We start from the raw sequence: 15,079 nt of genomic DNA, 5'->3' as shown, positions 1-15,079 counted from the left end.
TTTAGCTGGTAAAGTATTTTTAATATTCTCATCTATTTCATAAACTGATTTTCTTAATTTCTTAGAACGTTCTTGTAACACTTCACGTGGTGATTTTTGACTATATCTTGCTGCCGTATGCGTAGCATCAACAATGATTGACTTTGATTTTATTATTCCTTTTTCAAGGGCGATTTCAACAGTTTTATTTATTAACATATCTAAAATATTTATATCTTTAAGTCTAAGTCTACGAAATTTAGTTAGAGAGCTTGGCTCAATAACATTTTCCTCTGGAGCCATTCCAAGAAAATATTTAAATGACATATCATCTTTTGAACGCTCCACAATATCTACATCTGATAAATCAAATATAGATTTTAATAAAAGATATTTAAACATTCGTATTGGATCAATAGCATTTCTACCATTATTAATACAATATTTATCTAAAAGTTCATCATAAACAAATGAAAAATCAATTAGTTCATTAATTTTTCTTAACATATTATCTTTAGGAACAACTAAATCATAAATTCCTGTATATTCACTTAAAATCATTGTTTCTTGCTTTTTTATCATACACATCACCCACATTATTTTATAAGTTAAGTATAACATAAAAGACCTAAAAAATTGTCTTAAAAAAATTTTTTAGGTCTTTTATTCCGAAAGGCACTTTTTCAGTGCCCTCAGTGTCCTCAGAGTTAATTTTAAAATAATATTAAAAGTTACATTAAAATCTTGACTTTTTTTATTCCAATTTATTGCTGGATGGTTAATTCCATAACTAATAATTGTTTTGTCATCAAGTAAACCTTTAACCTTTTTCTTTAACTCATATGTGCAGGCATTAATAATTAAATCTGAATTATAGGAGTTAAGCCTGCAAATAAAGTCTTCTTGCACAATATATTTTTTACTATCAATAATTTTCCAAATATTTTTCCATACCTTATCTCTTAAATTTCTATTCAATCCTTTATCATAAAGGGAACCTAATGAAGTTTGAAATTGTATAGGATTTATAATTATAAGGTTGTAATCTCCATTATTTAAGCTTAGACTATTCTTAGAAATAACATAGTTTATTGCTTCATGTATATATGCTTTTATAGCTCCACCGGCATCTGTAAGGTTTCCTCCCTGTGCAGGTCCTATTGGTACCAATCTATCATATATTTTTATATCTCTATATTCTGACCTATGTGGTGATTCTAATAATAGTACAATATTTTTATTCTCCTCAATAGTTTTAAAATCTTTTAATAACTTTGGCTTACTACATATATTATTTTTAATCTTAATAGTATATCTAGCTTCATCATTTACTAAAGAACTTTCATCAAAATAATCATCATCAAGAATTAAAGCTCTTGTACTTTTACATATTGAAATTTTCATACTATTTTTTAACACATTATATTCATTATTACTCAATTTTATAGCCCTACTATACATACAATTATTAAATTGAACATTAAATTTTAAACTATACATAATATCCCCTCTAACATATTCATTTTAATTATACTACTCATATTTCCATATATTAAATAAAATTAATATTTTATTTTACATAAAACGAACTGAACTAGAAGCTTTCTTTTCTATTTCTAATTCTTATAATTTAAGTTTTAAAGTTGTATTTTTATATTTGTATTTTTATCTTGAAACTTTTTTTCTAACCTTAATAAAAATTTTTTTAACGTTAGAAAATATTTAGTTAACATTTTAAACAAAAAGGAATATAACCAAGTATAACTATTAAATGTACTTTTTTTGTATTATATTGTTATAATATAATTATAAATACTATTTTTAGTAGTATTTATAACTACTAAGGAGGTGAACAAATGGAATCAAAGGTGATAAACTTAGGAACATAGGAAAAGAAATATACCAAAGAAAACTTCTATACTCCAATATTCAATGCTTTTATGAGAAATGATTTATCTATGCAAGAAAAAGCATTTTATATTTATGTATGTGGATTTGGTGAAAAGTGTTTTCAAAGCCAAGCTAATATCTGCAAAGATTTAAATATCACTGGACCAACACTAAGAAAGCTTATGAAAAGTTTAGAAGAAAAGAATTATATTTATGTGCAAAGAAAATACTCACATAAAACAAAAGAGAAAGCTACCCCAGTTATTTTTCCCATAACCCTAGACGAAAAAACTGAACTACTTTCTCACCATAGTCAGCAAATAATAAGATATCTGCAAAATACTTATCCAAGCGACTATTAATTAAATTATAGCAAAATATAAATAAAAATCAACTAAAACAAGTAGGAGCAATAACGTTCCTACTTTAAATTCATTAATGGTGATGTCTTCACACTTAGTTCTAATACTTCCCTATCTTTCAAACCTTGAAGATATCTCTTTGTAATATCTACAGTTTCATGTCCTAATAATCTTGATAAACTATAGACATCAAGACCATTTCTCAACTGAGCTTGAGCATAATAATGCCTACAAGTATGAGGACTACATCTAATATTATCTGATACTTTAGCTTCTTTACCAGCTAACCTTACAACTCTCTCAACTGCTTCTGTTGTTAATGGCTTATTTCTATAACTAAGAAAATAATTATCATAATGTAAAATATTATCTTTAAGATAAGTATCTCTTATACGTTCATATTTAATCATTACTTTTTTTAAATAAGGTGAAATTGGTACAAGCCTTTCTTTATTTCCTTTTCCTAAAATAAATATAACACTTTCTCTAACATCTAGTTTATTAAGATTACAAAGCTCTAAATTTCTTATTCCAGTATCAAATAATACAGCCATAATACACTTATTTCTAGCACTAATATAACTATCAAACTTATATGTATCTAGCATTTTTCTAACCTCTTTATCAGTAAAAGTATCAATAATTACTTTCTTCTCTCTAAGCCAACTTACTTTCTTAGCTATGTTCAAACAATAACCTTCTTTATAACAATAAGAATAAAAACTCCTTAAATTCTTTAGTATAGTATTTATATACGTTGGAGTTAATCCTTTTTCTTTTAAATAATTAAGATATTGTTTTATATGTAGATGTGTTATTTCTTCTAACTCAACAATTTCTAATTCAATTTCACAATACTTAAAGAATTTTGCAAGATTATTTTTGTAACCTTTGATAGTTCTCGGTGTATAATTTTTGATTTGAATTTCATATAAAAATTCCCTTAAAACATCTTTTAATAACATAATAAAAAACCTCCATTGTTATAACTTTTTTGTTGGTACATTTCAACATACTTCATAACAATGAAGGCTTTTCGTATATCTTAACTATGCCATCATTTATCGTAATTATTTGACTATGCTTTTTTAGTTGTATGTCATCATTGAGTACAGTTTAAGTAGTCTTGTTACACTTTCCAACTTACAACTTTTAGCTATAAACCATTGAAAACGCTAAGTCTTCTAGATTATTCATCCCATCCTTCTGGGAATTCAGCATTGTGGTAAACTTCTTGAACGTCATCATCATCTTCAAGTAAGTCTAACATCTTTTGGAACTTCTTAGCATCATCTTCATTAATTTCAGTGTATGTATCTGGAATCATTTTTACTGCTGCTTCTAAGAATTCTAAACCTTGAGCTTCTAACTCTTCTCTTACTGAACTGAAGTCTTCTGGTGTAGTAGTTATTACAAATACTTCCTCTTCATCTGCATTAAAGTCCTCTGCACCTGCATCTAAAGCCATCATCATGATTTCATCTTCATCTAAATCACCTTTTTCAATAACTATTTCACCTTTTTCTTGGAACATGAAACCAACACATCCACTTGTTCCCATATTTCCGCCACCTTTAGTGAAAGCTGATCTTACGTTACCAGCTGATCTATTTTTATTATCTGTTAAAGTTTCAACTATTACAGCAACTCCTGATGGACCGTATCCTTCATATACTATGCTTTCGTAGTTAACTGCCGCTAACTCTCCTGAAGCTTTCTTAATAGATCTTGTTATTGTATCTCCTGGCATGTTTGCTGCTTTAGCTTTTGCTATAGCATCTCTTAATTTAGGGTTATTTTCAGGAGCAGGACCTCCATTCTTAACTGCAAGTACTATTTCCTTACCTATCTTTGTGAATATCTTTCCTCTTTTAGCATCTGCTTTCCCTTTTTTATTTTGAATATTATGCCATTTTGAATGTCCTGACATTGTTATTTCCTCCTAAATTGCTATTTTTTAAACTGTATCAATTATACCATATTTATTCTAATTTAACAATTTTCTATTTCAAGTATTTACTTTCAACTTTTTTCTTCCATTATTTCATCATATAAGGATTTTGTTTTTTCAACTGTAGGTAAATTTAGATAATATTCATCCTTTGCTGTCTGAATATAAATATAAGGGCCTTCACTATTATATAAATATAATCTTACATTTTTATCACCTAGTTTAAAGTATCCTTTTTTCTTGCCATTGCCAAGGATAATACCATTAACTACCTTATTAACCATCGGAATTTTTTCTTCTAGTGAAAGTTCTTCAATATCTGCTATATCTATCTTATTGCCATAAAGCCCATAAACCTTGATGTAATCATTCTTTACAGTAGTATTTAATATGTTAGATGAAATAAATAAAACTAGCCCCATACATATAGGCAAAGAGATTATAATCTTTGCTATATTACTTTTACTTTGCATAATACCACCTCATAATTATTATCCCTTCCTTAACTTTACACTTTTCTATATAATATATTACTAATTTTACTTATATAAATATGACTAAAACCATGTAATTACTTAATATAAAACACATTGCTAGAAGCAATATATTATTTAAGATAAGAAAAAAGATAGTAATATATATTAAAAGTACTTGCTATCTTTTTTCTTAGATGATTTTATAAAGTCTATTCTCTTCCTTGAAGTATATATCCTCATCACTTTTTTCTACAGTTATCTTACCATTAGATACTTCTGTCATTTCTTTTTTAATAACTTCACTTACAGAAACTTCTGCTAAAATATGAACAATTACCTTGTCAGTATATTCAGTATCTTCTATATGCCAATTATTTTGTCCACATACATATTGAACCTTGCCTATCATATCATAATCTAAATGTAAAGCCACATCTACTCCCTGTACTTTTTCAACTACTCCACCAGCTTTTAAAGCTATAGATGCCCCTTTTGTATAAGCTCTCGTAAGTCCACCTGTTCCTAGAAGTATTCCTCCAAAATATCTTGTTACTACCACTGCACAGTCAGTTATATCACTTTTCTTCATAACTTCTAAAATAGGTATACCTGCTGTCCCCTGTGGCTCTCCATCATCACTATATCTTTGAATGCCCATATTTTCACCAATTACATATGCCCAACAGTTATGACGTGCTTGCTTATGCATTGACTTTATTTCATTAACAAAGGCTTTTGCCTCTTCTTCACTTTCTACTCTCTTTGCATATCCTATAAATTCAGACTTTTTTTCAATAAATCTATCTTCTCCATAATCACGTATAGTTATATACGACATTTTATCAACTCCTCTTTTATAATATTTATTCCTCGTCTTATATCCTCTTCTTTCACTTGTGAATATCTTAACCTGAAAGAATAATTCCCTTCATCAGTACCAGTATAAAATATACTTCCTGGTGTAATATATAACTTTCTTTCCTTAAGCCTATAAAATAATTCTTCACTATTAATTTCCTTATTTTTCAGCTTAATATAAAAAGTCAGTCCTCCTTTAGGATCAATAAATGTAACATATTCCTTCAGTTCTTCTTCTAAAAGCCTCTTCATTAAATCATATCTCATCTTATATTCATTTTTTAAAAATGAAATATATCCCTTCCAGTATCCCTCTTTAATATACATTTCTAAAGAACGCTGCATCAGTGTTGATGTTGCTATATCTGTATTTACCTTTGAACTCATCATTGCATCTCTAAAAAACTTAGGATTTATTATGTATCCAAGTCTTATACCTGGCAAAAACACCTTAGAAAAACTCTTTATATAAACTACCCTATCATAAACATCTAACTTCTTAAAAGGTTCATGTTGAATGTTGTCATCATAAATAAGCTCTGATAAATAATCATCTTCAATTATATAAAAATCATAAATTTGGGCAAGTTCTAAAATCTTAAGCTTCTTTTCCCAGCTATAGCTAATCCCTGTAGGGTTATGAAAATAGCTCATGGTATAAAAGAATTTTATCTTATGCTTTTTAAGAATCTTTTCAAACTGCTCAATATTTATGCCATCTTCTTCTATTGGAACTTGAAAAACATTGGCTCTTCTCCACTTAAATACTGATAAGGCACCAGTATATGTAGGTTTTTCTACAATAACATTATCATTAATATTAAGCATTGCCTTAGATGCAATATCTATCCCCTGTTGAGCTCCTGAAACAATAAGTAAATCATCTATATCAAGACTCCCCTGCCAAAAGGCTTCATTTATTGTCTCTCTAAGCTTCATATATCCTAATGATTCCTGGTTTATTAATGCCTCAGCTCCATCCCTATCAAGAACTTTATTGATAACTTCCTTAAATTCATCTATTGGGAAAATTACCTCTCTATTACTCTCACCAGTAAAATCTATTATATTTTCATCTTTTGAACTTATCATAGACTTTATTTCTCTTGAATACTCTCTTTTAAAAAAGCTTATCATATCACGTTTCTTGACATATGTACCAGAACCTACTTTTTGAACAGCATAACCATCGCTAACCAATCTCTTATAACAGCTCACTATAGTATCATTATTCACTGCTAAAAACTTAGCAAGGGCTCTAATAGTTGGTAACTTTTCCCCTCCTGATATTCGTTTCTCATTAATAAGTTTTTTAATATTATTTGAAATTTGAATATATTTAGGTTCATACTCATTAAATTCTACAAAAAACTTTTCCATTCTTATCCCCTTATAACATAAAAAAAGAAGAATAATCTTCTTTTTTACTATTGATTTATTAATTTAATAACAAATTCACTACTCTTATTATAGCTTTCATCATCTACTTCAACAATCATGAAAGTACCATTTTCTCTGTAATCTTCTTCAAAAACTCTTCCATTTCTATGAAGGAAAGACACCATGTCACTTCTATCATATGGAATAAGATATTCACATTTCTTCATTGTGTATGGAAGATTTTCTTCTATTTCATCTAATAGCACCTCTAAATTAGTACCTTCTTTAGCTGAAATTTCAATAGTATCATAATGCTCTGTTGCTACTTTTATCTCTTCTAAACGTGCTGAATCTGCTTTATCAATCTTATTTAGCACAAGTATTGTCTTCTTATCTAAAGCATCTAGCTCATGTAATACTTCTTCAACAGCTTTGATTTGTTCTAAAGCAGTTTCACTTGAAGCATCAACAACATGGCATAAAAGATCTGCGTATATTACTTCTTCTAAAGTTGATTTGAAGGCTTCAACAAGATCATGTGGTAACTTTCTTACAAAACCAACTGTGTCTGTAAGAGTTATTATTCCTTTATTTTTTAATATTATTGCTCTAGTAGTGATATCTAAAGTGGCAAATAGCATATCTGCTTCAAATACCTTTTCTTTTCCTTGTACTTCTTTTTGTGCTGCTACATCACATAGAGCATTTCTTAAAGTTGATTTTCCTGCATTAGTATATCCAACTAATGAAACCTTTGGAATACTTTCTTTATTTCTCTTCTCTCTTTGAGTTTCTCTGATTTTCTTAATTTTCTTCAGTTCAGCATTTAAATCATATATCTGCTCTTTTATATGCCTTCTATCTGTTTCTAGCTTCTTCTCTCCTGGCCCTCTAGTCCCTATACCTCCACCGGTTCTTGAAAGTATAGTTCCAAGTCCTTGTAACCTGCTGGCTCTATATTTAAGTTGTGCCAGTTCAACTTGAATCTTTGCTTCTCTAGACTTAGCTCTTCTGGCAAATATTTCAAGAATAAGTGTTGTTCTATCAATTACCTTTGCCCCTAAAGCTGCCTCTAAGTTTCTTACTTGTGAGCCAGATAATTCATCATCAAAAATAATTACATTAGCTCTTAACTTTTGTCTTAATGAAGCAATTTCTAATACTTTTCCTCTTCCTATGTAAAAGGCTGCATCTATTTTGTTTCTACTTTGGAATACTGAATCAAGCACAGGTATTTCACAAGCCTTAGTAAGTTCTTTTAATTCTTCAAGACTTTCCTTAGTATCTGAACCTACTAAAATTGCACTTTCAATTTCATCTTCAATGATATCTCTTTCTTTTATCATTGAGTCTATATAAGCAATTTTATTTAATATATTAATTGAAGTTAAATCTTCAATCTTAATATGCTGTTCTTCTTCATAATCTAATGTATCATTCATTACTGTTAACATACCTAATGAACAATCAATAATCTTTCCTTCATAAATTCCAATAGCTACAATAGCATCTAACTTAAGCTTCAATAATGCACTTATATCTAAAGCAGATAAATTACTAAAACCATTTGGATGAGTATGGATTATTCTCACTCCTGCTAATTTTTTTTCTCTTATATCTAATGTAGGAATTTCAACTGATGTTGAATCTCCTATGGCCACTGAAACTGTATTTCCTCTTCTATCTATGGCTACACTTATTTCTCTTTCAATAAATGATGAAACTCTTGATATTGTCTCCATTATGCTTAATGAACAAGCTTCATCTTTAGGTGTCTTAGCTTTATATAAAGATTCTAATTCATCCAGTGCTGATTTCCTAATTCCGTCTATATTACCATAAATCATTTTCTTCACCTCTACTTATACTCTTGACAACTTTCATATAATTTTATACTATAAATAAAACATTGTAAATATAGTAAACGGAGGATTCCCATGGAAAACAGAAAGCGAAACATATTATTTTCAGAAGAACAAATACAAGAAAAAGTTAAAGAATTAGGCGCGCAAATCACAAAAGATTACCAAGGAAAAGAAATTTATATATTACCTCTTTTAAGAGGAAGTTTTGTATTCGGGGCTGACATATTTAAGGCAATTGACTTAAAAGCTAAAATTGGATTTATGACAACTTCAAGCTATGGAAACAGTGAAATAAGTTCAGGAACAGTTACAGTAGTTAACGATATTCCTGATAACATAGAAGGACTTGATGTTTTAATAGTAGATGATATAATTGACACAGGTTATACAATGGAGTTTGTTGTTGAACATGTTAAAAAGTTAGGAGCTAAATCTGTTAAAACTTGTACTTTACTTGATAAACCTTCAAGAAGAAAGGTAGACTTATCTCCAGACTACTGTTGTTTTGAAATAGATGATTTATTTGTTGTAGGATATGGATTAGACTACAATGGATACTATAGAAATGTACCGTATGTGTTTAATTGGGAGCAAAAATAATTATAAAAACACAACTTTTTAATCAAAAAGTTGTGTTTTTATTTCTTTTCATTATGGATTCATATTAATAGCTGTATCTGGAATCTTTCCAACGATAATGGTATCAGAAACTGGTATCTGGCATGATACTTCTACATCCCTACTCTTAAGTGGAACTATCACTCTTACTTTCATATCCACATTTAAGTAAATCTTATGTCGTGTTTGGTTAATTCCTGCACTTTCAAATACTGATTCATAGGAAGTATTTATCTTTCCTATTTGTCTCATTTTTACCGTTATACTTGGTCCTATATTATAAAAAAAAGAACTATTAGTGAGATATCCAATAGGTATTTTTACTCCAACACTTTCATACTTCTTAAAACGTTCATTACAACTTAAAACAACTTGTGAAGCTAAATAATTCTGCATAACTGTATCTGCTCTCACCAATGATATATTTCCTTCCTCATCTTTTTCTATATGTATTATATCATCGTACTTGAAACTTTCAGAGTATACAGCTACACTTTCCTCATTAATTATGGAAACAGCTTCACTTTCCATCTTAATTTCAGCCATATCAATAATTGTTGGCAGCATTCTTTTATCAAAAATATAAAAAAATAGATTAAATAACATCAAAATTGTAATAATAATAGCTAGATATATATTTATCTTTCTATTTTTTTTAAATTTTAAGATTTTACTGTTTTTTTCTGTATAATACTTCATAATTTATACACCTTATGCTTTATATTATTTTAATATATTAATAAATATGCTATAATATGATATATTATTATAAAATTAAATACTTGATTCTTATTAAGGGAGGAACAAATGGCTACTAACAAAAAGTCTAATGGATCTGTTGAAAATAGAAATACTACAGATTCAAAAAAAACGAACAAGAAAAAGACTTCTAAGGTAAAAAGATTTTTTAAATACTTCTTCCTTACCGTAGTAATGTTAGGATTAATAGGACTTGTTGTTGGTCTTGGATATATTTTTGCCGTTGTAAAAACAGCACCTGATTTAGATGTTAACTCAATATTAAATCTTAATCAACCATCAATGTTATATGATGATGCTGGTGAATTTATAGACAATCTACCTACACAAGAAGAGCGTTATGTCATTTCTTATGATGAAATGCCACAAAACCTTGTTAATGCTTATATTTCTATAGAGGATGAACGTTTCCGAAACCATAAAGGTATTGACGTTCGCAGAATCATCGGTGCTGCACTTAGAGATGTATTGGTTATCATAAAAGGAAAAGGCGGAGTACATGGTGCTTCTACCATAACTCAACAATTAGTAAAAAATACTGTCCTTATTGATGAAGCATCTAGTGAAGACACTGCACTTGATTCTATAAATAGAAAAATTAAAGAAATTTATCTTTCTTTACAGTTAGAAAAGAAACTTACTAAAAATCAAATAGTGGAAGCTTATTTAAATACTATCCCTCTTGGTGGATATGTATACGGTGTTGAAGCTGCTTCTTTATCTTACTTTAATAAGCCAGCAAAAGACCTAACACTTCCTGAATGTGCTTACCTAGCAGGTATTACACAGGCACCTTCATATTATAGTGCATATAACACTGAAGAAGAAGACTATCCAAATACTTATCTTGACAGAACTAAAGCTGTATTAATGAAAATGCTGGAACTTCATTATATTACGCAAGAAGAATATAATGAAGCCTATGCTTTTGTAGATTCAAACTCTTTTGAATTTAATGCTGCTGAAATTAGTTACTCTGTTGATTATGAATGGTTTGTATACCCTGCTCTTGATCAAGTAAGATCAGATTTAAAAGAAAAATATAAGTATACAGATGAAGAGATAAGTAAACTATTTGTTAATGGTGGATTAAAAATTTATACTACAATGAATAGAACAATGCAAGATGGCGTTCAAGCTGTACTTGATGACAGAAGTAATCTTGATGTGAAGATAAATGGAAGTTATAGTGAAGAGCCTTTAACCAATGAAGGAGTATATATGCTTCAATCTGCCGCTACAGTCATGGATTATAAAACTGGTGAAGTAAAGGCTCTTATTGGTGGAAGAGGTAAGCAACCAGCTAACTCTTTAAATAGAGCTTATGATGATTTAAAGTCAATTGCTTCAAATACAAAACCTTTAACAGTTTATGGTCCTGCAATTGACACTAAAAATTATACTGCCGCTACACCAATTGATGATTCACCTTTAACTAATGAAGAATTATCAAACTTTGGTTATTCATTCCAACCAACTAATTGGAATGGTGTATATGATGGATTAATAACTCCAAGAGAAGCTATTATGTATTCTAAAAATATTACTTCCTTAAAAGTTGTATACAATTTAGGATTATCAACAGCCTTAGAGTATGGCAAAAAATCTGGATTAATCTATAACTCAGAATCTTCTAAAAGTATAGCTACTTTAGCTCTAGGTGAATTCAATAATGATCCATCTGATAGAGATGGTGGTAATACCACTATTCTTGCTTCTGCTTATGGTTCATTTGGAAATAAAGGTATTAGAACTGAAGCTATCCTTTATACAAAAGTTATAGACTCTACTGGAAAAGTAATCTTAGATAAGACTGCCGATACTACTAAGCTTTTCTCTGAAGAAACTGCTTATATAATGTATGATATATTAAAAGGACCTGTTACAGGTTTTGATGCTGGCGGTGCTAAGTTTGGTGATATACCTGTGGCTGGAAAGAGTGGAACTACCGATAACAGTGATTCATTCTGGTTCTCAGGACTTACTCCTTACTACTCTGCATCTGTTTGGATAGGTTATGACATGCCTACTAAACTTAATGGTTATAGTAGTTCTGCTGCTAGCCTTTGGGGTGATGTTATGGGAGTTGTTCATCAAGGTCTTTCATATAAAGAAATTGAAAAGCCATCAACTGTTGTAACTGCTACTGTATGTCGTGATTCCGGAAAACTTGCCACTGACCTATGTGCACAAGATCAAAGAGGAAACCGTGTACGTACTGAATACTTCATTGAAGGTACTCAACCTACAACTGCTTGTGACGTTCATGTAACAGCTAAGGTAAACAGTACTAACAATAAACTGGCAACTGCAAGTACTCCTGTTAGAAACATTGTAACTAAGGTGTTTATCAAGAAACTGAACCCTAATTCAGCAACTACAGATTATCCTTATGTACTTCCAACAGAATATGATAATAGTTCAGGTTCTCAAACTATTTCTTTATCTAGCTTGGGATTAAGTAAGAACATGGATCTTTATGATGCTATAAAAATATTAAACGAAAATGAAATAAGTTACACTATTTCTGGTGAATCTATTTCAGGAAGTATAACTAGTGGGCAATATACTGTTAAAAACTTTAAATCAACAATAAAAGCTGGTGAATCAGTTTCTTTAACAGTTGCAAAAGCCTCTAGTTCTAATAATAACTCTAATAACAATAATCATAGCAATAATTATGATTCAAATAATAATGGTAACTCTAATGGTTCTGCTTTAGATGAACTGGAAGATGACTTAAATTCAATCTTACATTGATTAGACGCTTTATTTAACTAGTATATTGGTGTATTAAATATAAGATATCTACTTATATTTAATACACTTTTTTCTTACACTAAATTAATAATACACGATTTATACTTAAAAAATTGGTTTTCTTTTATTTGAAATATATTAAGCATTTTTTTGCAAATTATCTAGATTTAAAGGGTTTTTTCTCTTTTTTATGAATTATATGTTTTTTATTCTTGCATTTTAAGTGTTTTTATTATAAAATTATAAAAAACAATACACGAATGATATTAGGAGGTAACTATATGAATTTTTGTAGTATTTTATTCAACTCATTAAATGATTATATTTTAATGTTTAATGATTTCTTATGGACGTATATATTAATTGCTGTTTTAATAGCACTCGGTATATATTTCACTGTGAAAACTAATTTTGTCCAATTTAAAAATATAAAAGAAATGTTTAAACTTTTAAGTGAAGGTTCCTCTTCATCAGAAAAAGGATCTATTTCTTCATTCCAAGCTTTTTGTATTGGAACAGCTTCAAGAGTTGGTACTGGTAATTTAGCAGGTGTGGCTACAGCTATTGCTATAGGTGGTCCTGGTGCTATCTTTTGGATGTGGCTTATTTCCTTAATTGGTTCTGCCTCTGCTTTTATAGAGTCCACTTTAGCACAGATATACAAAGAAAAAGATGGTGACTCTTTTAAAGGTGGTCCAGCTTACTATATGGAAAAAGGATTAAAAAAGAGATGGCTTGGTATTTTATTCTCAGTTTTAATTATTATAAGCTTTGGATTTGCATTTAACTCTGTTCAATCAAATACAATTGCTAATGCATTTAGCTCTGCTTTTAATATTGATGTAAAAATTACTGGTGTTATACTTACAACTTTTACTTTAGTTATAATCTTTGGTGGTGTACATAGAATTGCTAAGATAACAGGGTTCATAGTTCCTGTTATGGCTGTAGCTTATCTTTTATTAGCAGCATTCATAGTTTGTAAAAATATAACTGAACTTCCTTCAGTAATAAGAATGATTTTTACTAACGCTTTTGGCTTTGAACAATTCTTAGGAGGTACTTTGGGAGCTGCTTTACTTCAAGGTATTAAAAGAGGTTTATTCTCAAATGAGGCCGGTATGGGATCTGCTCCAAATGCAGCAGCTGTTGCAAGTGTAAGTCATCCTGTTAAGCAAGGTTTCATTCAAACTTTAGGAGTATTTACCGATACATTAATCATCTGTACTTCTACTGCTTTAATCATATTAGTTTCAGGTGCTCCACTTGATGGATCAGTAAAAGGTGTTGAACTTACTCAGCTTGCTGTAACTTCCCAAGTTGGTTCTTGGGGTGGAACATTCATTGCAATTTGTATCTTATTATTTGCTTTTAGCTCAATCATAGGAAACTATTATTATGGTGAAACAAATATTCAATTTATATCTGATAAAAAAATATATCTATATACTTACCGTATCTTAGTTGCTATTATGGTAATGCTAGGTTCAGTAGTATCAATGGATATAGTTTGGAACTTTGCAGACGTATCTATGGGGCTTATGGCTATCACAAACCTTGTTGCCATATTACTACTTAGCAACATAGCTTTCAAAGCATTTAAAGATTACAATAACCAAAAGAAACAAGGCTTAGACCCAGTATTTATAGCTTCTTCTATTCCTGAAATAGCAGACGACTTAGAATGCTGGAAGTAACATAAAAAATAGAACCACTAGCTAATCAAGCTATTGGTTCTATTTTTTATGAATTAATCGGTGGCGAAGCGTTAATTACTTAATTCCTTCTTTATCTAATTGAAGTGTAATTGCCTTTACTGAAATGTTAACTTCGTAAAGAGACAATAAAAGTGAACTCATTAATGATAATAAACTTATAGCAAATATAACTTCACCTAAAAATTGTTTATTAATGTAAAGAACAAACATCGTAAGTACACATAAAAAGAAGCTAAAAACTCCTAGAGTCTGCATCCATCTTATAATATTTATTCTCTTTCTTAAGTTTTTTATTTGCATTAATACTATTTCATCTTTATCCTTCTTATATTGAAGATCTAGCTGTCTTAACAATCCTGCTAAGGTTAAGAATCTACTGGTATATGCTGAAATTAAAAGCGATATAGCTGTAAATAATAAAGCAGGTGTTGTCATTTCTATCCTCATCATTTCCTCCAGTAAT

Annotated in this window: 14 protein-coding genes; 4 read left to right on the top strand and 10 right to left on the bottom strand. The window is 29.4% G+C overall.

Features of this window, described 5'->3' with window-relative positions; all coding sequences use genetic code 11:
* A partial coding sequence (locus H8R92_RS12185) for a transposase (protein ID WP_186835612.1) occupies positions 1–561 on the bottom strand: 561 nt, incomplete at its 3' end.
* An 81-nt stretch (positions 562–642) separates the two neighbouring features.
* Positions 643–1,479, bottom strand: a complete 837-nt coding sequence (locus tag H8R92_RS12180) for a hypothetical protein (RefSeq protein WP_186835611.1) — start codon at positions 1,477–1,479, stop codon at positions 643–645.
* A gap of 440 nt (positions 1,480–1,919) precedes the next feature.
* Between H8R92_RS12180 and H8R92_RS12175 the strand changes: the two genes are divergently transcribed.
* Positions 1,920–2,231 carry a helix-turn-helix domain-containing protein gene (locus tag H8R92_RS12175; RefSeq protein WP_186835610.1) on the top strand — a complete coding sequence of 104 codons (312 nt, stop codon included), beginning with the start codon at positions 1,920–1,922 and terminating at the stop codon, positions 2,229–2,231.
* A gap of 59 nt (positions 2,232–2,290) precedes the next feature.
* Here the strand turns inward: H8R92_RS12175 and H8R92_RS12170 are convergent, their stop codons facing one another.
* From H8R92_RS12170 to hflX, 6 genes are all read right to left on the bottom strand, one after another.
* On the bottom strand, positions 2,291–3,196 hold the full coding sequence (locus H8R92_RS12170) for a tyrosine-type recombinase/integrase (protein WP_186835609.1): 906 nt from the start codon (positions 3,194–3,196) through the stop codon (positions 2,291–2,293).
* Positions 3,197–3,420: 224 nt separating this feature from the next.
* Complete coding sequence (locus H8R92_RS12165) at positions 3,421–4,161, bottom strand: YebC/PmpR family DNA-binding transcriptional regulator (RefSeq protein ID WP_186835608.1); 741 nt, start codon at positions 4,159–4,161, stop codon at positions 3,421–3,423.
* 92 nt (positions 4,162–4,253) lie between these two features.
* Complete coding sequence (locus tag H8R92_RS12160) at positions 4,254–4,655, bottom strand: hypothetical protein (protein WP_186835607.1); 402 nt, start codon at positions 4,653–4,655, stop codon at positions 4,254–4,256.
* Between the two features lie 193 nt (positions 4,656–4,848).
* Positions 4,849–5,496, bottom strand: coding sequence for a YigZ family protein (locus tag H8R92_RS12155; RefSeq protein ID WP_022211928.1), 648 nt, complete (start codon positions 5,494–5,496; stop codon positions 4,849–4,851).
* Positions 5,484–6,896, bottom strand: coding sequence for an aminotransferase-like domain-containing protein (locus H8R92_RS12150; RefSeq protein WP_186835606.1), 1,413 nt, complete (start codon positions 6,894–6,896; stop codon positions 5,484–5,486). Before H8R92_RS12150 ends, H8R92_RS12155 begins: the two co-directional genes overlap by 13 nt.
* A gap of 47 nt (positions 6,897–6,943) precedes the next feature.
* Positions 6,944–8,743 carry a GTPase HflX gene (gene hflX, locus H8R92_RS12145; RefSeq protein WP_186835605.1) on the bottom strand — a complete coding sequence of 600 codons (1,800 nt, stop codon included), beginning with the start codon at positions 8,741–8,743 and terminating at the stop codon, positions 6,944–6,946.
* Between the two features lie 90 nt (positions 8,744–8,833).
* Here hflX and hpt point away from each other — a divergent pair, with 90 nt between their 5' ends.
* On the top strand, positions 8,834–9,361 hold the full coding sequence (gene hpt / locus H8R92_RS12140; protein ID WP_022211931.1) for a hypoxanthine phosphoribosyltransferase: 528 nt from the start codon (positions 8,834–8,836) through the stop codon (positions 9,359–9,361).
* 51 nt (positions 9,362–9,412) lie between these two features.
* On the opposite strand, the gene yunB is transcribed toward hpt, so the two are convergent.
* Positions 9,413–10,078 carry a sporulation protein YunB gene (yunB, locus tag H8R92_RS12135; RefSeq protein ID WP_186835604.1) on the bottom strand — a complete coding sequence of 222 codons (666 nt, stop codon included), beginning with the start codon at positions 10,076–10,078 and terminating at the stop codon, positions 9,413–9,415.
* A gap of 108 nt (positions 10,079–10,186) precedes the next feature.
* Between yunB and H8R92_RS12130 the strand changes: the two genes are divergently transcribed.
* On the top strand, positions 10,187–12,898 hold the full coding sequence (locus H8R92_RS12130) for a transglycosylase domain-containing protein (RefSeq protein ID WP_186835603.1): 2,712 nt from the start codon (positions 10,187–10,189) through the stop codon (positions 12,896–12,898).
* A gap of 281 nt (positions 12,899–13,179) precedes the next feature.
* Positions 13,180–14,595: an alanine/glycine:cation symporter family protein gene (locus tag H8R92_RS12125; protein ID WP_186835602.1), complete on the top strand. Its 1,416-nt coding sequence runs from the start codon at positions 13,180–13,182 to the stop codon at positions 14,593–14,595.
* A 75-nt stretch (positions 14,596–14,670) separates the two neighbouring features.
* Here the strand turns inward: H8R92_RS12125 and H8R92_RS12120 are convergent, their stop codons facing one another.
* Positions 14,671–15,066, bottom strand: coding sequence for a DUF2721 domain-containing protein (locus H8R92_RS12120; protein ID WP_243166659.1), 396 nt, complete (start codon positions 15,064–15,066; stop codon positions 14,671–14,673).
* Positions 15,067–15,079 lie beyond the last annotated feature (13 nt).

Source organism: Clostridium lentum, from assembly GCF_014287815.1.
Taxonomy (GTDB): Bacteria; Bacillota; Clostridia; order Clostridiales; family Clostridiaceae; genus Clostridium; species Clostridium lentum.
Note: the sequence above shows the minus strand (reverse complement) of the source record. Positions and strands in the feature narration are given on the sequence as shown.